Origin of the sequence: Microbacterium sp. BK668 (genome assembly GCF_004362195.1) — a bacterium.
Classification (GTDB): domain Bacteria; phylum Actinomycetota; class Actinomycetes; order Actinomycetales; family Microbacteriaceae; genus Microbacterium.
Genome location: NZ_SNWG01000001.1, coordinates 522,607 through 542,000 on the forward strand (window position 1 = coordinate 522,607; position 19,394 = coordinate 542,000).

A 19,394-nucleotide genomic window follows, 5' to 3' on the forward strand; every position below is an offset into this window, starting at 1 on the left:
CGGAACGGGTCAGACGGGCTCGGCGGCGAGGTGGGCGACGGATTCGGCGAGGGCACGGATGCCGAGGCGCACGTCCTCGCTCGAGACGGCCTCGTCGGGATGGTGGCTGATGCCGTCGGGGTTGCGGAGGAACAGCATCCCGACGTCCGTCACGGCGCCGATCGCCATCGCGTCGTGGCCGGCGCGGCTGAAGATCGTCGCGGGCGGGCCGGCGTCGACCGTCGCGACGATGCCCTCCCGGATGACGTCCTGGAGAAGCGGCGCACAGAACACGGCGGGAGCGCTGTGCACCTCGCGGGCACCCCACGCGAGCCGGCGCCGGCCCATGACCGCGTCGAGCTCGCGCGAGATCGCGTTCCACACGCGGTCGCGCTCGCCGTCGAACTCGCCCCGGAGGTCCAGGCTCAGCCGGGCCTCGCCGGGGATGATGTTCACCGCGCCCGGGAACGCCTCGAGCTGGCCGACGGTGCCGACGATGTGATGCTCGGCGCGGCAGATGCGCTCGATCGCCAGTGCGGCCTCGCTCGCGCCCAGGAGGGCGTCGCGCCGCATGTCATAGGGTGTGCCGCCCGCGTGCCGTGCCTCGCCCTCGACGAGAAGCTGGAAGCGCCGCGCGCTCGCGATCGACGAGACGACGGCGAGCGGCTCGCCGCGGCGATCGAGCTCCGGCCCCTGCTCGATGTGGGCCTCGAGGTAACCGACGAGATCGGCGGGTCGACGGGCGGCCTCGCCGATCCGTCCGGGATCGAGCCCGAAGTCGCGGAACGCCTCGCGGAGGGTCATGCCGTCGGCATCCTCCAGCGCCCACCAGTCGTCGTCCCACTGACCGCCGACCGCGGACGAACCGAGCAGCGCCTTGCCGAACCGGGTGCCCTCTTCGTCCGAGAATGCGATGACCTCGAGTGCGAACGGGAACGGCGAGCACCAGCCGCCGTCCTCGGTCGGCCGGCGCAGCAGCCGCACGACCTCGAGCGCGATGAGGACGCCGGCGACGCCGTCGTACCGGCCCGCGTCGGGGACGGTGTCCAGGTGCGATCCGATGACGAGGGCGCGGGCGTCGGGCGCCCCTGCGACATCGAGCCGGCCGAGCTGGTTGCCCGCGGCGTCCTGCCGCGTCGTCATGCCGAGCTCGCGCATCCACTCCGCCGCGAGGCGATTGACGCGCGCGTGCTCGGGAGAGAGGTAGACGCGCTCGATGGCCCCGCTCACCGCCGAGACCCGCGCGAGCTCGTCGCACCGCGACATCACGCGGCGGGCGGCCGACGCGACGGCGTCGGGCTCGAGGTCCAGGCGTGCCCTCACTCGGCCCCCGCGTACACGTCGGCGGCGGCCTCGACCCCGCCGCCGGCCGGCACCGCGACGCCGAACCGCGCGAGCACCGTCTCGAGGGCGGCCAGGGTGATGAGCACGGCGTCCTTGCGCGCGTTGTAGCCCATCGTGCCGATGCGCCATACGCGACCGTGGAGGGGGCCGAAGGACGTGCCGATCTCGATGCCGAAGTCGTCGAGGAGCGCCGTGCGCGCCGCATCCCCCGGCACCCCCGTCGGGATCTCGACGGCGACGACATTGTTCATCTTGTGCGCGACGTCGCCGAAGACCGCGAGGCCGAGTGCCTCCACGCCCGCGAGCATCGCGCGACCGGCGAGCCGGTGCCGCGCGATGACGGCCCGGCGGCCCTCGAGGAGGAGAAGGCGGGCGCACTCCCGCGCGCCGTAGAGCATCGATGTCGCCTCGGTGTGGTGGTTCAGGCGGCGCGGACCCCAGTAGTCGAGGATCATGCCGAGGTCGAAGTAGTTCGAGCGCACGAAGTCCGGCGCCGAGGGGTCGCCCGGCTCCCGGATCCCGGCCTCGATCCTCCGGCGCGACCGCACGACCTCCACGGCGCGCTCCGACAGCGTGATCGGCGCCGAGCCCGACGGGCCGCCGAGGCACTTCTGCAGCCCGGCGGTCGCGGCATCCAGTCCCCACTCGTCCGCCTCGAAGTCGTTGCCGCCGAGCGAGGCCGTCGCGTCGGTGTAGAACAGCACGCCGTGACGAGCGCAGATCGCCCCGATCTCGTCGAGCGGCTGATTCATCGTCGTCGACGTGTCGCCCTGGACGAGAGCGACCAGCGCCGGCCGGACGCGGATGATCGCCTCCTCGACCGCGGACGGCGGGAAGACCTGCCCCCACTCCGTCTCGATCGTGTGCACCTCCGCCATCGCCCGCTCCGCGATCTCGGCCAGGAGATGCCCGAACCGTCCGAAGACGGGCACGAGCACACGGTCGCCGGGACGGATGAGCGAGACGAGAGCCGCCTCTATCCCCGCGCGCGACGTGCCGTCGACGAGGAGCGTCGCGTCATTGCGCGTCGCGAAGACGCCGCGGTACAGCTCCTGCGTCTCGGCCATGGTCGCGGTCATGAAGGGGTCGTACTGTCCGACGAGCGGCGCCGACATCGCGGTGAGGACGCTCGGGTAGGCCGAGATCGGGCCCGGGCCCATGAGCAGGCGCGCGGGGGGCGAGATCGGGTCGGGGATGCTGTCGGTCATGAGAGCTCCGGAAGGGTGGGGTCGGCGACGATGCGCGCGAGGCGCCGCGCGAGACGGACGAGGGCGATGTCGGTGCCGGCGCGCGACACGAGGCACACGCCCACCGGCGCGGGACCGAGGCGGGAGGACACGCTCAGCAAGGGGACCGACAGCGCGGGCAGGCCGCCCACCGCCGCAGGCGTCGTCATGCGGAGGGTCGCCTGCCGCACGGCGTCCACGCGAGCGCCGTCGTGCGTGCGCAGCGGCGCCGGCCCGGGCACGGTGGGCATGACGAGCACGCCGTGCGCGACGAATGCGTGCAGCTGCTCGTGCAGCGGCTCCAGCGCGCGGCGGGCGGATGCCTCGGCCTCGGCGGTGACCGCGGACGCCGCCTCGAAGCGCGCCGCGACGGCCGGGCCGAGGGCGCTCGGGTGCGCCGTCACCCACTCGCCGTTGTTGCGCCACGCCTCGGCCCCCTGCACCGCGCGGAACGGCTCGTAGTAGTCGTCGAGATCGCCGATCGAGACGCGCGCGAGCACCGGCGGGTCGTCCGACGCCGCGAGCCGGGCGAGAAGCCGATCGAACGCGCGCCGGGTGTCGGGCTCGGCCGCGGCGAGGACCTCCTCGGGCACGAGAAGGCGCCATGGCAGGTCGGCGTCGGACGCTCCGTAGACGCTCTCGGTCGACTCCGAGCCGTCATAGCTCAGGCACCACTCGGCGACCCGCTGCAGCGTCGCGCCGTCGCGCGTGAGCCACCCGACCGTGTCGAACGACTGCGCCAGGGGAAGCAGGCCCTGCCGGGGGACGAGTCCGTGGGTGGTGCGCAGGCCCCACAGTCCCTGATACGAGGCAGGCACGCGGATGGACCCGGCGGTGTCGGTGGCGAGGCCCACCTCTGCCTGGCCGGTCGCCACCGCGGACGCCGGTCCGTTCGACGAGCCGCCGGGGAGCGCGCCCGGCAGGGCGCCGTTGGGCGGGGTGCCGTAGTGCGCGTTGTCGCCGGCGATGCTGTACGCGAACTCGTCGGTGCGCGCGATGCCGCGCAGCGACGCGCCGCCGCGCAGCAGATCGCCGACCGCCGGGGCGGTCGTGGTCTCGGCTCGCGCCTCGGCGAGGAGCACCGGGTTGCCCGCGCCGATGCGGTAGCCCTTGATCGCGAAGAGGTCCTTCACAGCGACGGACAGACCGGCCAGCGGCCCCTCCCATGCGCCCTGGTACAGCGGGTCGCCGACGGTCCGCCACACCGAGCGGTCGAGGGCCTGGGCGCGGGGGGTCACGTGGGCCGCGGAGATGAGCCAGCGACCGTCGAGACGCTGCCACACCTGAGTCTGAAGGCCCGTGCCGCCGCCGATGTAGCGCGAGACGGAGACGACGAGCGCGGCATCCTCTCCGAGCGGCCGGTACTCGATCCGCTCGATCGTGCGCGGAGGCACCCCGCCTCGCACGCCGCGGAAGGCGCTGATCGCGTCGTGCCCCACGAGCAGGCCCGAGCCGTCCCCCCGCAGCGTCTCCGGCCCCGGCGCGAAGGCCGCGTCGAGCGCGTCGAGGTCGTTGGAGAGGATGGCGCGCTCGTACTCCTCGAAGGCCGTGAAGAGGTCGGCGGGGATCTCGGAGGGCTCAGTCACGGTCCACTCCGGCGAAGTCCGCTTCGCGGATGCGCGCGTGGATGCCGCACACGACGTCGACCACCTGCGAGATGTCGAAGTCGGTCGCGGCGCTGAGGTACGCGTAGGCGAGGTGCTCGTCCATGCCCCACCGCGCCGAGATGAGATCGATGGCGGCCCGGACGCACTTGCGCATCGCCTCGCCGAGATCGGGGTCCAGGCCGGTGGGCACGAGGTACTCGTCGGTGCGGACGAGAGGACCGACGACCTCACCGAACTGGGCGATCGCCTCGGGGCGCGGCACGACGTCGAACCGCAGGGTCGCGCGGAGGGACGCCTCGAGCGCCGTGAGGGCGACCTCGCCGTCGCCCTGTGCGAAGTGCGGATCGCCGACGTACGCGAGGGCGCCGGGCACCTGCACGGGGAGGAACAGCACCGACCCCTCGACGAGGAGCTTGATGTCGATGTTGCCGCCGTGGAGCCCCGGCGGCACCGAGTGCGGCCGTTCGGGCGAGGCGACCGCGACCCCCATCGTGCCGAGGAAGGGGGCGAGGGGGAACTCCACCACGCGCTCACCGCCGCGCCGCACGGGGAGCACCCCGACCAGGCCGGTGCCGCGCGCCTCCACGGGGGTGAACACGCTCACCGACCCCTCCCTGCGGGGCAGGACCCCGACGAGGGCGCCCTTGCCGTGACGGTTGGAGATGACCCCGTACGGCACGCGCGGCACGAGTCGCTCGACCGTGATCTTGAGGAGGTCGCCTGGCTCGGCGCCCTCGACGAAGATCGGCCCGGTCACGATGTGCGGCCCGTCGGCGGCAGGGTCGCGGGAGAGCGAGGCGGCGATCATGACGGCGTCTTGGAGAACGGATGCCTCGTCCACACCGTGGCTCCCGAAGTACGCCAGCGGATCCTTCCCCTGGTCCTCGAGGATCCCCTCGTGGCTCACGGTGTCGATCGTGACGGTCTCACCCGCCGCGATGCGAAGGACCGGGGCATCCACCGCGCATGGCAGGCGACCCCACAGAACGGTGTCGGGCGTGGTCGGCAGGTAGTGGTCGCCCGGCTGGTCGCCCCGTCCGGGCTGGAGGATCTCGAAGGTCACGGCGCTCCTTCCGCGGCAACACGGGCCGAGGTTGCCACGATCTCACGTCCGTGGCGAGAGGTGACACCGACCCCGCGACGGTAGGCGAGCCTGCCGTGCACGTAGGTCGCCTCGACGAGCCCCTTCAGGGCCGCACCGTCCCACGGCGAGAGCTTGTTGCGGTACTCGAGTTCGGCCGCCCGGACGCGGAAGGATTCGTCCGGGAGGAAAACGGCCAGGTGCGCAGGCTCGCCCACCGCGATGCGCCCTCGTCCGCCGAGTCCTCCGATGCGCGCGGGACCCTCCGTCAGGAGCGGCAGGATGCGCTCGAGGGGGATGCCTCGCCGCCGCGCTTCGGTCCACACCGCCGGGAGCCCGGTCTGAAGCCCGGAGATCCCGCCCCACGCCAGGCCGAAGTCGCCGTTCCCCTGCTCTTTGAGCTCGCGCGTGGACGGCGAGTGGTCGCTCACGATGGCGTCGATCGTGCCGTCGAGCACGCCGGCCCACAGGAGGTCCTGATTCGCCGCGTCTCGGATCGGCGGACAGCACTTGAAGGCGGCGGCGCCGTCGGGGACGTCCTCGGCCCGCAGCGTCAGGTAGTGCGGGCACGTCTCGACCGTGAGTCGCACGCCCTCCGCCCTGGCTGCCCGCACGGCGCCGAGCGCGGCGCCGTCGGACACGTGCACGATGTGCGCGCGCCCGCCCGTCGCGCGGGCGGCGTCGATCACGGCGCGGATCGCCGCCTCCTCGCTCGCCGGAGGGCGCGACGCGAGGAAGTCGGCGTAGCGGCGCCCGAGCGGCCCGGCATCGTGCAGGTGGGCGGGGTCCTCCGCGTGCACGATGAGCACGCTGTCCAGCGCCGCGATCTCGGCGAGCGCGTCGTACAGCTGAGCGGGCGTCAGATGCCCGAACTCGTCGATGCCGGACGGCGAGAGGAAGCACTTGAACCCCACGACGCCCGCCGCCGCGAGTTCGCCGAGCGCGCCGAGATTCTCGGGAACAGCACCGCCCCAGTACCCGACGTCGACGGCGAGCTTGCCCGCCGCGGCGGCGCGCTTGGCCGCCAGCGCAGCCGGCGTCGTGGTCACGGGCACCGAGTTGAGCGGCATGTCCAGGAGCGTCGTGACGCCCCCGGCCGCGGCGGCGGCCGTGCCCGTCGCGAACCCCTCCCACTCGGTGCGTCCGGGCTCGTCGAGGTGCACGTGGGAGTCGACCAGTCCGGGCAGCAGCACGGCCTCATCGGGCACGACGACCTCGGCGCCCTCGTCGAAGGGCTCGATCGCGGCGATGACGCCGTCGTCGATGCGCACCGTCGCGGGGCGCCACCCGCCGCTCAGGTGCACACGTCGCGCGGCGATCGCCGCGGGTCCGGACCCCGTCATGCGTTCACGCTAGCCGCGGACGATTTCCCGGGTGTTACCGGCGATCGGCACGACCGCCCGCGCGAAGGGAGGACTCGTCGGGCTCGAGGCATCCTCCGCCCGCACCATCCCCTCCGCTCACGGGGCGGCGCGGCGCGCAGCCGTAATCAGCGGGAAACGACGGCCCGATAGCGTGACGCCATGGAGCTCTCGCAGTTCAACGACCTCGGGACGGCGCAGGCCGCGGAGGTCGTGCGCGTGTGGGCGGCGATCCCGGGATGGACGGATGCCGTCGTCGCGGGCCGCCCGTACTCCACCGTCGACGCGCTCGCCGCCTTCGCCGCCGGCGCCGCGCGACGGTGGACGCGCGACGACCTCGACGCCGCTCTCGCTCGTCATCCCCGGATCGGCGAGCAGCCCGCCGGGTCCGGCGACGAGGCCGCCGCCTCCCGCGCCGAGCAGGCGGCCATGTCGACGGCGGCCGAGGAGGTGGCGCGCGCCATCGCCGAGGGCAACGCCGCGTACGAGGAGCGCTTCGGCCGCGTCTTCCTCATCCGCGCCGCGGGGCGCTCGCCCGAGGAGATCCTGGCCGAGCTGCGCCGCCGTCTGGCGGCGGACGACGAGAGCGAGGCATCCGAAGCGCTCGACCAGCTCGCGCAGATCGCCCTGCTGCGGCTGCGCTCGACGGTGACGGATGCCGCGCACGAGAGGAGCACGCCATGACCCATGTGACGACCCACGTCCTCGACGCCGCCTCCGGGCTGCCGGCTGCCGGAATCGAGGTCGTGCTCGCCGAGGCATCCGGTGCCTCCGTCGTCGCCGAGACGCCCGGGGCCGTCGTGGCGCACGGCACGACCGACCGGGACGGGCGGCTCGCGCTCGGACCCGACGCGCTGTCGCCCGGGAACTACACCCTGACCTTCCTCACCGGCGAGTACTTCGCCGCGCGGGGCGTGGACACGTTCTACCCCTTCGTCACCGTGACCTTCATCGTCGCGGTCGCCGAGGACGGCACGAGCGCGCACTGCCACGTGCCGCTCCTGCTCAGTCCGTTCGCCTACTCGACCTATCGGGGGAGCTGATCATGGTGTCCGTCAGCCTCGGAGCCAACAAGTACGGCAAGGCCGAGAACCGCGTCGTGCGGATCGTGCGCGACACCCCGCGGCACGAGATCGTCGATCTCAACGTCTCATCCCAGCTGCGCGGGGCGGCCCTCGCGGACTCGTATCTCACCGGCGACAACAGCAAGGTCGTCGCCACCGACACCCAGAAGAACACCGTCTTCGCATTCGCGAAAGAGCACGGCATCCACTCGCCGGAGGAGTTCCTCCTGCGGCTGTCACGCCACTTCACCGACGAGTTCGACTGGATCGAGGGCGGTCTGTGGCAGGCCGAGCAGTACGAGTGGGATCGGATCACCGTCGACGGACGGCCGCACGACCACTCGTTCGTCCGGTCGGGCCGGGGCACGCGTCTGGCCGTCGTGCAGGTCGTCGACCGCCGCGCCCACGTGCTCGGCGGCGTGAAGGACCTCGTCGTCCTGAAGTCGACGGGGAGCGAGTTCTCCGGATTCCCGCGCGACCGGCTGACGACCCTCGTCGAGACCGACGACCGCATCATGGCCACGTCCGTGACGGCACGCTGGCGCTTCCTCCCCGACGCCGTCGAGGCCGGCATCGACTACAACGCGCTGTACACGGAGGTCTCCGGCATCCTGCTCGCGACCTTCGCGTCCGTGCACTCGCTCGCGCTTCAGCAGACGCTCTTCGCGATGGGGACCGCCGTGATCGAGGCGCGCTCCGAGCTCGCCGAGGTGCGCTTCGCGATGCCGAACAAGCACCACTTCGCCTACGACCTGTCGCCCTTCGGCCTGGATAACCCGAACGAGGTCTTCTACGCCGCCGACCGGCCGTACGGCCTCATCGAGGGCAGTGTCGTCCGGGACGGGGTCGCTCCGGCTCCGGAGGCCTGGACCGACCTCCCGGCCTTCGTCTGAGGGCGGCCGCCCGCTCCTCGACGTCGGCGGGGCCCGGATTCTCCGGTCTCCGGGCTCCCGCCGCCCGTCTCCCCGGGGGGCGCGTGCGCACTGCCCCCGGTCTCCGCCCGTGTTCCGCAGGTCGCCGGATGCACGCCTCCCCCTCGTCCGGGAGACGCCTCGTCCGCGCGCTGTGCGAAGGCCGGGCTCGGTCTGTCAGCGCGCGTCCGGAGCCGGCCGGCCGGATCCCTCCTCGGGGATCGCGTCGCCGGGGAACGCGGCATCCGCCTCGGCCTCGGCGCGGCGCTGCGCGTCGAGGACCTGCGTCGGGATCAGCCCCGTGCCCTCGGCCTCGGGGTGCACGAGGGCGGCGGCGGCCGGGCCGCGCACGGCGTCGTACGCGCCGAGGGCCGCATCGCCGGCTCGGGCGGCGCGCATCTCATCGCTGTTGAGCAGGAGGTTCAGCAGGATCGCCACGATCGCCCCCGCGCTGATGCCCGAGTCGAAGATCAGGGTGAACCACTGCGGGAACTGGTCGTAGATGGTCGGCGTCACCGTGGGCAGCAGCGCCACCCCCACCGAGATCGCGACGATCAGCACGTTCTTGTTGTTGAACCGGACCTTCGACAGGGTGCGGATGCCGGATGCCGCGACCATGCCGAACAGGGCGATCCCCGCCCCGCCGAGGACGGCGGAGGGGACGCCCTCGACGATCGCCGAGACCTTCGGGATGAGGCCGAGGACGACGAGGATGAGCCCTGCCGCGGTCGCGACGTAGCGCGATCGCACGCCCGTGAGCGACACCAGTCCGACGTTCTGGGCGAACGCGGTGTACGGGAAGGTGTTGAAGACGCCGCCGATCACGGTGCCGAGCCCGTCCGCGCGGAGTCCGTCCGCGAGGCGACGGCGCGTCACGGGCTTCTCGACGATCTCCCCGACGGCGATCATGTCGCCGGTCGTCTCGGTCATGATGACGATCCCGACGATCACCATCGAGACGATCGAAGCCACCTGGAAGGTCGGCAGTCCGAAGTGGAAGGGCGTCACGAAGGCGAACCAGCCGGCGTCGCCGACGCCCGACCAGTCGACCATCCCGGGCACGAACACCGCCGCGATCGTGCCGATCGCGAGCCCGAGCAGCACGGAGACACGCTGCAGGGGCGGCGGGGCGAAGCGCTCGATGAGTACGATCACGAGGAGCGTGCCGGCGGCGAAGGCCACGTTGACCGGCGGGGCTCCTTCCGCCGAGCCGTCGACGATCCATCCTGCGGCGACGCGCATCAGCGAAAGGCCGATGATCAGGATGACGGTGCCCGTCACGATCGGCGGGAAGAACCTCAGCAGCTGCGAGAAGAACGGCGCGGCGAGGATCATGAACACGCCGCAGGCGATCGTGGCGCCGAACACCGCCTGGATGCCCTCGCTCTGCCCGATCGCGATCATCGGCCCGACCGCCGCGAACGTCACCCCCTGCATGAGCGGCAGCCGCACCCCGAACCGCCAGAAGCCCACGGACTGGATGATGGTCGCGATCCCCGCCACGAAGAGGTCGGCGCTGATCAGGAACGCGAGGTCGCCCGCCGAGTACCCGAGTGCCCCGCCCACGATGAGCGGAACCGCCACGGCGCCGGCGTACATCGCGAGGACGTGCTGCAGGCCGAGCGGGAAGAGCCGGGCGAGCGGCGGGATCCCGTCGACCGTGTTCTCGCTGCGGCGCGCGGAACGCCGCTGCGCCTTCGTCTCGGCGCGTGACGCCCGTTCGGTCGTAGCCATCTCGTGCTCCTGCCTGGATGCGCACGAGCGACCGTGCGCGCCGCTGCCTGTCGCGACGCTAGAAGAGCCCGCGCCCCGGGCGCCAGGCCTTCGACGCGACTGTCGCGGATGTTTTACATGCCGACACGAACCCGCAATGCGCCGGCGGCACCGCGGCGGGGAGGGGGTGGGCCGGGCGGCGTCAGGCGTGGAAGAGTGCGTGCACGTCGCCGACGACCTCCCGGCCGCGCAGGGCGTCGAGCTCCATGAGCACGCTCGTGCCGACGACGGTCCCGCCGAGCCTCGTGACGAGATCGTGCGCCGCGACGAGGGTGCCGCCCGTGGCGAGCACGTCGTCCACGAGCAGCACCCGCGCGCCGTCGGTGATGTCGTCGTGCGCCTCGATGGTCGCCTCGCCGTATTCGAGGGCGTAGGAGACGGATGCCGCGGGGCGAGGGAGCTTCCCCGCCTTCCGGATCGGCACGAGCCCGACCTCGGCGGCGATCGCGACCGCCCCGGCCAGGAGGAAGCCGCGGGCCTCGATCCCCGCCACGACCTCGAACTCGCCCGCGAAGGGCTCGATCATGGCGTCGATGCAGGCGCGGAGGGCCGCGGCATCCATCAGCAGAGGCGTGATGTCGCGGAACAGGACACCCGGCTCGGGGTAGTCCGGGATCGTGCGGATCAGCGACTCGGCATGGCGGAGCTGCGGGGGAACAGTCACCGCGCCACCCTACCGGGCGTGCTCAGCGGATTCATGAAGACCTCTTTACAGAAGATGTAAGCGCTTGCAGTACCCTGGTTCGCATGACTTCGCCCGACATCGAACTCGCTGACACGAGCACGGCCGTCCCCGGCGCCGAGTGGTGGCGCACGGCCGTGATCTATCAGATCTACCCGCGCTCGTTCTCCGACAGCTCCGGCGACGGCATCGGCGACCTGCCCGGCATCACCTCCCGCCTCGACGACCTCCGGTCCCTCGGGGTCGACGCGCTGTGGCTGAGCCCGTTCCAGCGGTCGCCGCAGAAGGACGCCGGCTACGACGTGTCGGACTACTGCGACGTCGATCCCCTCTTCGGCACGCTCGCCGACTTCGACGAGCTGCTCGACCAGGCGCACCGCCGCGGCATCCGTCTCATCGTCGACCTCGTGCCCAACCACTCGTCCGACCAGCACCGCTGGTTCCAGGAGGCGCTGGCGGCGGGCCCGGGCAGCCGTGAGCGCGCGCGCTACCTGTTCCGCGACGGCAGGGGTCTCGACGGAGACGTGCCGCCCAACAACTGGGAGTCGATCTTCGGCGGGCCGGCGTGGACCCGGGTCGTCGAGGCCGACGGTTCCCTCGGGCAGTGGTACCTCCACCTGTTCGACTCGTCGCAGCCCGACTTCGACTGGTCCAACGAGGAGGTGCGGGAGGAGTTCCGTCGGATCCTGCGCTTCTGGCTCGACCGCGGCGTCGACGGCTTCCGCGTCGACGTGGCGCACGGGCTCATCAAGGCGGAGGGGCTGCCCGACTACTCGCCCGACCCCGAGGGCGGCTCGATGGGCGGCGACGAGGAGGGCGTTCCCTACTGGGGTCAGCCCGGCGTGCACGAGGTGTACCGCGACTGGCACGCGGTCCTCGCCGAGTACGACGGCGACCGCGCGCTGTGCGCCGAGGCGTGGCGACCGACGCCGGAGGAGACGGCGCTCTGGGTGCGCCCGGACGAGATGCACCAGGCCTTCAACTTCCCCTACCTCGAGACCGAATGGGATGCCGCGGCCCTCCGCGACGTCATCACCGAGTCGCTGCGGGCCTTCGGCTCCGTCGGCGCTCCGAGCACCTGGGTGCTGTCGAACCACGACGTCGTCCGCCATGCGTCCCGCCTCGCGCTGACCGCCGAGAACCCCCAGGGTCACGGCATCGGCCCGAAGTCGGTCGGCAAGCCCATCGCCGACGTGGGGCTCCGCCGCGCGCGGGCAGCGACGACCGTCATGCTCGGCCTTCCCGGCTCCGCCTACCTCTACCAGGGCGAGGAGCTCGGGCTTCCCGAGGTCATCGATCTCGACGACGACACGCGTCAGGACCCGACCTGGTTCCGCACGGGCGGCGAGCGGTACGGACGGGACGGATGCCGCGTGCCCCTTCCGTGGTCGTCGGACGCGCCGGCGTACGGCTTCAGCGCGACGGGTGAGTCCTGGCTCCCGCAGCCCGCCGAGTGGGCGACGCTCGCGCGGGAGGTGCAGGCGGAGGACGAGGCATCCACTCTGTCGCTCTACCGCGCTCTGCTCGCCGCGCGGCGTGCGCGCCACCTCGGCGAGGGCACGCTCGAATGGCTCGACGGCTTCGACGCTCAGGTGCTGGCATTCCGCAACGGGAATGTGACGGTCGTCGCGAACACGGGCAGCACACCGGTCGCGCTGCCGGACGGTATCGTGATCGCCGCAAGCGGCCCGCTCGGACGGGCCACGATCCCGGCCGACACGGCGGTGTGGCTCGCCGACGACTGACGGCGAGAAGGCGCGGGGCGGTCGGCCGCCCCGCGCGACAGCCGGCGGCGACGGCGTCGCAGGGCTGAGGAGCCGGCGGAGCACCGCGCGGCGAGGAAAGGGTGACGACGTGGTCAGCATCGACGAGGTCGCTCGCGCAGCGGGCGTGTCGACGGCGACGGTGTCGCGCGCGCTCAGCGGGCGGGGCCACGTGTCGGACCCGACGCGCGCCCGTGTCGAAGCCGCCGCCAAGGGGCTCGGCTACGTGGTGTCGGCCTCCGCCTCCAGCCTCGCCTCCGGTCGCACGCGCAACATCGGCGTGCTCGTCCCGTTCCTCGACCGGTGGTTCTTCAGCACCGTGCTGAGCGGGATCGCCACAGCCCTGCAGCGGCGCGGCTACGACATCACGCTGTACACCCTCACCGCCGACCGCACCCAGCGGCGCGAGATCTTCGACACCTTCCTGCGCAGGCAGCGGATCGACGGCGTCATCGCGATCTCGATCGAGCTCGGCGAGGAGGAGACCGACCTCCTGCTCGAGCTCGACCTGCCGACGATCGCGATCGGCGGCCCGAACGCCAAGCTCACGACGCTGACCGTCGACGACTCGATGGTCGCGCGCCTGGCGACAGAGCACCTCATCGCGCTGGGGCACCGCGCCATCGCGCACATCGGCGCGAGTCCGGAGTTCGACGTCGACTTCCACATCCCCACCCAGCGCCGGCAAGGATTCGAGCAGGCGCTCTCCGACGCCGGGCTCCCGGCGCGCCCGGAGCTGTACGAGCCCGCCGACTTCACCATCGAGGGCGGATTCCGGGCGGCCAAGCAGATCCTCGGCCGTCCCGGCGCGCATCCGACGGCCATCTTCGCGGCATCGGACGAGATGGCGATCGGAGCCCTCCTCGCCGCCCGCGAGCTCGGCTACCGCGTGCCCGAGGACCTCTCGGTCATCGGCATCGACGGTCACGAGTTGGGCGAGTTCTTCCGCCTCACCACGGTCGACCAGTTCCCGCTCGGCCAGGGCGAGCGCGCGGCCGATGCGATCCTGGCCGAGCTGGAGGCATCCGCCGGCGAGCGCGCGGCCCGATCCGATCTGCCGTTCGAGCTCATCGTGCGCGGCTCGACGGCGCGGCTGCAGGGCTGAGCCCGGGCTCGGCGCGCTTCGTCCCGGTCCCTGCGCTCGCTCGCGCGACAACCGGGAATGGCGGAGTCGCGGTCGTCGAGCGAGCGAAGCGAGACGAAACGCCCCGAACCCGCGGCCCAGGCCGTCCCGGATAGGCTCGACCGCATGACGATCGACCTCGAGGCCCTGTACATCGACCTGCATCGGCATCCCGAGCTGTCGTTCCAGGAGACCCGCACGGCGGGCGTCGTCACTCAGCGCCTCGCCGAGCTCGGCCTCGAGTTCGAGGAGGGCATCGGCCGCACCGGCGTCGTGACCGTCATCCGCAACCCTTCGTCCAGCGCAGGCGAGTCCGGCGAGGGCCCGGTCGTATGGCTGCGCGCCGACATGGACGGCCTTCCGGTCGAGGAGCGCACGGGCCTCGCCTACGCCTCCACCGCCCGGGGCGTCGACCCCGCCGGAACGGACGTGCCCGTCATGCACGCGTGCGGTCACGACATGCACGTGACGTGCCTGCTCGGAGCGCTCGAGAAGCTGGTCCAGACCAAGGACGAGTGGGCCGGCACCGTCGTCGCCGTCTTCCAGCCCGCCGAGGAGTACGGCGCGGGCGCCCAGGCGATGATCGCCGACGGCGTGATGGACCGCTTCCCCCGGCCCGACATCGTGCTCGGCCAGCACCTCACGCCGCTTCCCGCCGGCACGATCGGCGTGCGATCCGGCACGCAGATGGCCGCCTCCGACGGGCTCACGGTCATGCTGTACGGGCGCGGCGGCCACGGCTCGCGCCCGCACTCGACGATCGACCCCGTCGTCATGGCGGCGGCGACCGTCATGCGCCTTCAGACGATCGTCTCGCGCGAGGTCGACCCCCGCGACGTCGCCGTCGTGACGGTCGGCTCCATCCACGCGGGGTTGAAGAACAACATCATCCCGGCCGAGGCGAAGCTCGAGCTGAGCCTGCGCTACCCCGACGACGAAGCTCGCGAGCGCGTGCTCGAGAAGGTCGAGCGCGTGATCCGCGCGGAGGCCGCGGCATCCGGCTCCGAGCAGGAGCCCGTCATCACGACCGACCACACCCTCCCGCCGACCATCAACGACATCCACGCGACGGCTCAGCTGACGCTCGCCTTCGACGACGCGTTCGGGCAGGGCACGGTCGTCGACCCCGGCATGTTCACGGGATCGGAGGACGTCTCGTGGTTCGCCCGCGAGGCCGGCGTCCCCCTCGTCTACTGGTTCTGGGGCGGCGTCGATCCGCAGGCGTACGCCGAGGCATCCGCGGCGGGCACGCTCGAGCGCGACATCCCCACGAACCACTCGCCGTTCTTCGCGCCCGTGCTGCAGCCGACGATCGAGCGGGGCGTGGACGCCCTGGTCGTGGCGGCGCGCGAATTCCTCGGCGACCGCCGCACGGCCTGATCCGAGGCGTGAGGAAAGCGTAAGGATGCCCGCCTCGATGCGTCCTCACGGTTTCCGTACGAGTAACATCGCCCGCCGTGACGAACGATAGTCGCGAGCCCGGCTCGGCGGAGTCGCCCATCGCGAAACGCATCCTCCTGGGCGATCCGCTGTCGACGGCGGCCGCCGACGAGCACCTCCTTCCCAAGAAGATGGCGCTGCCGATCTTCGCGTCGGATGCCCTGTCGTCCGTGGCCTACGCGCCGCAGGAGCTGCTGATGATCCTGCTCACCGGGGGACTGGCGTTCCTCGCGTTCAGCCCCTGGATCGCGGCGGCGGTCGTGGTGCTGCTCATCGTCGTCGTCGTGAGCTACCGCCAGCTCATCAAGGCGTATCCCTCCGGCGGCGGCGACTACGAGGTGGCGCGCACCAACCTCGGCGAGGTCCCCGGCGTCGTGGTGGCATCCGCACTGCTGGTGGACTACGTCCTGACCGTGGCGGTGTCGGTCTCCTCGGGCGTCGACAACATCATCTCGGCGCTTCCCTTCCTCGCCCCTGGGCGGGTCGAGCTCGCGGTCGCCTTCGTCGTCCTGATCGTCATCGTGAACCTCCGCGGCGTCCGCGAGGCGTCGCTCGTCTTCGCGATCCCGACCTACGTCTTCATCGGCTCGGTCGTGGTGATGATCGCCGTCGGGCTGTTCCAGACGGCGATCGGCGATCCTCCCGTCGCCTCCAGCGCCGAATTCGCGGTGCAGGCCGAAGACCTCACGCAGGCCGCCGTCATCCTGCTCGTGCTGCGCGCGTTCTCGAGCGGGTGTTCGGCCCTCACGGGCGTGGAGGCCGTGTCCAACGGCGTCCCGGCATTCCGCAAGCCCAAGGTCCGCAATGCCCAGACGACCCTCGCCCTGATGGGCGGGATCGCCATCCTGCTCTTCTCCGGCCTCACGGCGCTCGCCCTCATCTCCGGCGTGCACTACGCCGAGAACCCGTGCAGCCTGGTCGGCTTCGACTGCGAGACGGCGGTGCAGCCGAGCCTCATGGCGCAGGTGGCGGCCGCCACCTTCGGTATGGGGTCGATCCCCTTCTACGTCATCCAGGCCGCGACGGCGTGCGTCCTGCTCCTCGCGGCGAACACCGCCTTCAACGGGTTCCCGCTCCTGGGCTCGGTGCTCGCGCGCGACGGCTACGCGCCGAAGGCGCTCAACACCCGCGGCGACCGCCTGGTGTACTCGAACGGCATGATCATCCTGGGCATCGTCGCGATCGGCGTGATCGTGATCTACCAGGCGAACCTCACCACGCTCATCCAGCTGTACATCATCGGCGTCTTCGTGTCGTTCTCGCTGGGGCAGCTCGGCATGGTCAGGCACTGGCGACGGATGCTGCGCGAGACCACGCGCGTCGAGGCCAGGCGCGATGCGCGGGCCGGGGCCGAGAGGGCGGGCGCGGTCAAGGGCCTGATCATCAACTCGGTGGGCGCGACCCTCACCGTGTTCGTGCTCGCCATCGTGACGATCACCAAGTTCACGCACGGCGCCTGGCTCGTCTTCCTCGCCATCCCGATCCTCGCGACGCTGATGATCGGCGTGAACCGCTACTACCGCGACGTCGAGCACGAGATCGAGATGACCGACGACGTGCACTTCGGCTCGGCCGGCGATGTCGCCCTCATCCTCGTGAATCGACTGCAGAAGCCGGTCGCCAAGGCGATCGACTACGCCCTCGCCGCGAAGCACGACAAGACGCTCGCGGTCCACGTCGCCGTGACGAAGGAGGAAGCCGAGGCGATCCAGGCCGAGTGGGAGTCGCACCGGATGCCGATCCCGCTCATCATCATCGAGTCGCCGTACCGCACGTACGCGGGCCCGGTCGCGGAGTTCATCACGCAGTACCGGGCCAAGCACGGCTCGACCGTCGTGACCGTGTACCTCCCGCAGTACATCGTCGGTCACTGGTGGGAGTCGCTGCTGCACAACCGCCGCGCTCGGCGCATCGGCCAGCAGCTCATGCTCGTGCACGGCGTCACCATCACGCTCGTGCCGTGGCTGCTCGACTCGTCCGAGCTCATCTACGGCCGCCGCTCGCGACCGCTGCCCGGCCAGGAGCGCGCGGGCCGCCCCTTCGAGCCCGACCCGGTGAGCAGCGTGCCGATCGTCGAGCGGTCGAGTCTCGAGCGCCCCGACGACCTCTGACGGATGCGCGGCCCCGACGACCCCTGACGGATGCGCGGCCCCAGCGCCGACTCGTCCAGGCCGCGCCCACCAGGCGCCGCGTAGCCTGGAAGGGTGACGACCGCACCTCCTCGCTCCGCGACCCTCGACCCCGAGACGCTCCGCGGCGACTTCCCGATCCTCCAGACGCGCGTCGGCGACAGCCCGCTCGTCTACCTGGACTCGGCGGCGACGAGCCAGAAGCCGCGGGCGGTCATCGACGCCGAGGTGTCGTTCCTCACCACCGCCAACTCCGCCGTCCACCGGGGGGCGCACACGCTCGCCGCCGAGGCGACCGAGCTCTTCGAGGACGCCCGGAGCGCCGTGGCGGGCTTCGTCCACGCCGCCCCCGAACAGCTGGTCTGGACGAGCGGCGCCACCGCCGGCATCAACCTCGTCGCCTACGCGATCGGCAACGCCACGCTCGGCCGCGGCGGCGAGGCCGCGCGCCGCTTCGCGCTCGCTCCCGGCGACGAGCTGGTGGTGACCGAGTCCGAGCACCACGCCAATCTCATCCCGTGGCAGGAGCTGGCGGCGCGCACGGGCGCCGTCCTCCGCCACATCCCCGTCCGCGACGACGGGACGATCGACCTGGATGCCGCGGCATCCGTCATCGGCGACCGCACCCGCGTGGTCGCCTTCCCGCACGTCTCCAACGTGCTGGGCATCGTCAACCCCGTTGCCGCACTCGTCGCCCTCGCCCGTACCGCCGGCGCGATCACGGTGCTCGACGCGTGCCAGTCGGCGCCGCACCTGCCTCTCGACCTCCCGGCCCTCGACGTCGACCTCGCCGTCTTCTCGGGGCACAAGATGCTCGGCCCGAACGCGGTCGGCGGGCTGTACGGCCGCTCGGACGTGCTCGAGGCGCTGCCTCCGTTCCTCACGGGCGGGTCGATGATCACCACCGTCACCCTCGAGGAGGCCTCGTACCTCCCGCCGCCGCAGCGCTTCGAGGCGGGGACGCAGCCGGTCTCGCAGGCCATCGGGCTCGCGGCCGCGGTGCGCTATCTCGACGCAGTCGGCATGGACGCCGTCCACGCGCACGAGACGGCGCTCGAGCGGCGGATGCGCGACGGGCTGCGGTCGATCCCCGGCATCCGTCTCCTCGGCGACCCTTCGACGGGCTCTGGCGCCGAAGCCGAGCGGGTCGCGCTCGCGGCCTTCGACGTCGACGGCGTCCACGCGCACGACGTGGGCCAGTTCCTCGACGCCCGCGGCATCGCCGTGCGCGTCGGCCACCACTGCGCCCAGCCGCTGCACCGCCGCTTCGGGCTGACGGCGTCGGTGCGGGCGTCGGCCGCGGTCTACACGACCGAGGCCGAGATCGACCTCTTCCTCGACGCCGTCTCGGGCGTCCGCGCGTACTTCGGGGCGGGGCGATGAGCGGCCTCGACGCGCTGTACCAGGAGCTGATCCTCGACCACTCCAAGCGCCGCGCGGGCTTCGGCCTCGCCGCCGAGGAGGGCTCGACCGCGACCTCGCACCAGCACAATCCGATCTGCGGCGACGACATCACGCTGCGCGTGCGGGTCGACGGCGACCTCGTGCGCGACGTCACGTGGGAGGGAGCCGGCTGCGCCATCTCGCAGTCGTCGGCGTCGATGCTCGCCTCGCTCGTAGCGGAGGAGGGCGGGATGCCGCGTGCCGAGGCATCCCAGCTCATCGAGGGATTCCGCAGCGCCCTGCGCTCCCGCGGCACCGTCGAGCTGGACGAGGAGGTGTACTCGGATGCCGCAGCCCTGAGCGGCGTCTCGAGGTACACCGCACGCGTGAAGTGCGCGATGCTCGCGTGGGTGGCCTTCGAGGACGCCCTCTCCCGCGCCTGACCCCACCCCGCGCCTCCCCGCACCTCCCCGCGCCGCCCCGCGCCGCCCCGCGCGGCACCGCCCCGCGCCGCCCCGCGCGGCACTT

The 19,394-nt window shown here is 72.2% G+C and carries 16 protein-coding genes; 9 read left to right on the forward strand and 7 right to left on the reverse strand.

Features of this window, described 5'->3' with window-relative positions; translation table 11 throughout:
• Window positions 1-9: 9 nt before the first annotated feature.
• Genes EV279_RS02270 through allB form a run of 5 tightly spaced genes read right to left on the reverse strand, consistent with a single transcriptional unit; the run spans window position 10 to window position 6,580 of the window.
• Window positions 10-1,302, reverse strand: a complete 1,293-nt coding sequence (locus tag EV279_RS02270; RefSeq protein WP_243728402.1) for an allantoate amidohydrolase — start codon at window positions 1,300-1,302, stop codon at window positions 10-12.
• Window positions 1,299-2,531 carry an alanine--glyoxylate aminotransferase family protein gene (locus tag EV279_RS02275; protein WP_133541318.1) on the reverse strand — a complete coding sequence of 411 codons (1,233 nt, stop codon included), beginning with the start codon at window positions 2,529-2,531 and terminating at the stop codon, window positions 1,299-1,301. The genes EV279_RS02270 and EV279_RS02275 overlap by 4 nt, the downstream gene beginning before the upstream one ends.
• On the reverse strand, window positions 2,528-4,135 hold the full coding sequence (locus EV279_RS02280; protein WP_243728403.1) for an AtzH-like domain-containing protein: 1,608 nt from the start codon (window positions 4,133-4,135) through the stop codon (window positions 2,528-2,530). Before EV279_RS02280 ends, EV279_RS02275 begins: the two co-directional genes overlap by 4 nt.
• Complete coding sequence (locus EV279_RS02285; RefSeq protein WP_133541319.1) at window positions 4,128-5,219, reverse strand: acetamidase/formamidase family protein; 1,092 nt, start codon at window positions 5,217-5,219, stop codon at window positions 4,128-4,130. Before EV279_RS02285 ends, EV279_RS02280 begins: the two co-directional genes overlap by 8 nt.
• Window positions 5,216-6,580: an allantoinase AllB gene (gene allB / locus EV279_RS02290; protein ID WP_133541320.1), complete on the reverse strand. Its 1,365-nt coding sequence runs from the start codon at window positions 6,578-6,580 to the stop codon at window positions 5,216-5,218. The genes EV279_RS02285 and allB overlap by 4 nt, the downstream gene beginning before the upstream one ends.
• Window positions 6,581-6,760: 180 nt before the next feature.
• Between allB and uraD the strand changes: the two genes are divergently transcribed.
• Genes uraD through pucL form a run of 3 tightly spaced genes read left to right on the forward strand, consistent with a single transcriptional unit; the run spans window position 6,761 to window position 8,555 of the window.
• Window positions 6,761-7,282 carry a 2-oxo-4-hydroxy-4-carboxy-5-ureidoimidazoline decarboxylase gene (gene uraD / locus EV279_RS02295; protein WP_133541321.1) on the forward strand — a complete coding sequence of 174 codons (522 nt, stop codon included), beginning with the start codon at window positions 6,761-6,763 and terminating at the stop codon, window positions 7,280-7,282.
• Window positions 7,279-7,641: a hydroxyisourate hydrolase gene (uraH, locus tag EV279_RS02300; protein ID WP_133544519.1), complete on the forward strand. Its 363-nt coding sequence runs from the start codon at window positions 7,279-7,281 to the stop codon at window positions 7,639-7,641. The genes uraD and uraH overlap by 4 nt, the downstream gene beginning before the upstream one ends.
• A gap of 2 nt (window positions 7,642-7,643) precedes the next feature.
• Complete coding sequence (gene pucL, locus EV279_RS02305) at window positions 7,644-8,555, forward strand: factor-independent urate hydroxylase (RefSeq protein WP_208109452.1); 912 nt, start codon at window positions 7,644-7,646, stop codon at window positions 8,553-8,555.
• 195 nt (window positions 8,556-8,750) lie between these two features.
• On the opposite strand, the gene EV279_RS02310 is transcribed toward pucL, so the two are convergent.
• A complete protein-coding gene (locus EV279_RS02310; protein ID WP_133541322.1) occupies window positions 8,751-10,307 on the reverse strand; it encodes a nucleobase:cation symporter-2 family protein in 1,557 nt (518 codons plus the stop codon).
• Between the two features lie 181 nt (window positions 10,308-10,488).
• A complete protein-coding gene (locus EV279_RS02315; RefSeq protein WP_133541323.1) occupies window positions 10,489-11,010 on the reverse strand; it encodes an adenine phosphoribosyltransferase in 522 nt (173 codons plus the stop codon).
• A gap of 83 nt (window positions 11,011-11,093) precedes the next feature.
• Between EV279_RS02315 and EV279_RS02320 the strand changes: the two genes are divergently transcribed.
• The 6 genes from EV279_RS02320 to sufU all read left to right on the forward strand — a co-directional run bounded on the left by EV279_RS02320 (window position 11,094) and on the right by sufU (window position 19,309).
• Window positions 11,094-12,773 carry a glycoside hydrolase family 13 protein gene (locus tag EV279_RS02320; RefSeq protein ID WP_133541324.1) on the forward strand — a complete coding sequence of 560 codons (1,680 nt, stop codon included), beginning with the start codon at window positions 11,094-11,096 and terminating at the stop codon, window positions 12,771-12,773.
• 109 nt (window positions 12,774-12,882) lie between these two features.
• Window positions 12,883-13,896, forward strand: coding sequence for a LacI family DNA-binding transcriptional regulator (locus tag EV279_RS02325; RefSeq protein ID WP_133541325.1), 1,014 nt, complete (start codon window positions 12,883-12,885; stop codon window positions 13,894-13,896).
• 144 nt (window positions 13,897-14,040) lie between these two features.
• Window positions 14,041-15,294 carry an amidohydrolase gene (locus EV279_RS02330; RefSeq protein WP_133541326.1) on the forward strand — a complete coding sequence of 418 codons (1,254 nt, stop codon included), beginning with the start codon at window positions 14,041-14,043 and terminating at the stop codon, window positions 15,292-15,294.
• A gap of 191 nt (window positions 15,295-15,485) precedes the next feature.
• Window positions 15,486-17,465: an APC family permease gene (locus EV279_RS02335; protein WP_243728590.1), complete on the forward strand. Its 1,980-nt coding sequence runs from the start codon at window positions 15,486-15,488 to the stop codon at window positions 17,463-17,465.
• A 93-nt stretch (window positions 17,466-17,558) separates the two neighbouring features.
• Window positions 17,559-18,866: a SufS family cysteine desulfurase gene (locus tag EV279_RS02340; protein WP_133541328.1), complete on the forward strand. Its 1,308-nt coding sequence runs from the start codon at window positions 17,559-17,561 to the stop codon at window positions 18,864-18,866.
• Window positions 18,863-19,309, forward strand: coding sequence for a Fe-S cluster assembly sulfur transfer protein SufU (sufU, locus tag EV279_RS02345; protein ID WP_133541329.1), 447 nt, complete (start codon window positions 18,863-18,865; stop codon window positions 19,307-19,309). Before EV279_RS02340 ends, sufU begins: the two co-directional genes overlap by 4 nt.
• The last annotated feature ends 85 nt before the right edge of the window (window positions 19,310-19,394 follow it).

Coding starts and splice junctions, on each gene's coding strand:
- EV279_RS02275 (WP_133541318.1), bottom strand. CDS start 2,531: ATGACCGACAGCATCCCCGACCCGATCTCGCCCCCCGCGCGCCTGCTC.
- allB (WP_133541320.1), bottom strand. CDS start 6,580: ATGACGGGGTCCGGACCCGCGGCGATCGCCGCGCGACGTGTGCACCTG.
- uraD (WP_133541321.1), top strand. CDS start 6,761: ATGGAGCTCTCGCAGTTCAACGACCTCGGGACGGCGCAGGCCGCGGAG.
- uraH (WP_133544519.1), top strand. CDS start 7,279: ATGACCCATGTGACGACCCACGTCCTCGACGCCGCCTCCGGGCTGCCG.
- pucL (WP_208109452.1), top strand. CDS start 7,644: ATGGTGTCCGTCAGCCTCGGAGCCAACAAGTACGGCAAGGCCGAGAAC.
- EV279_RS02310 (WP_133541322.1), bottom strand. CDS start 10,307: ATGGCTACGACCGAACGGGCGTCACGCGCCGAGACGAAGGCGCAGCGG.
- EV279_RS02320 (WP_133541324.1), top strand. CDS start 11,094: ATGACTTCGCCCGACATCGAACTCGCTGACACGAGCACGGCCGTCCCC.
- EV279_RS02330 (WP_133541326.1), top strand. CDS start 14,041: ATGACGATCGACCTCGAGGCCCTGTACATCGACCTGCATCGGCATCCC.
- EV279_RS02335 (WP_243728590.1), top strand. CDS start 15,486: ATGGCGCTGCCGATCTTCGCGTCGGATGCCCTGTCGTCCGTGGCCTAC.
- sufU (WP_133541329.1), top strand. CDS start 18,863: ATGAGCGGCCTCGACGCGCTGTACCAGGAGCTGATCCTCGACCACTCC.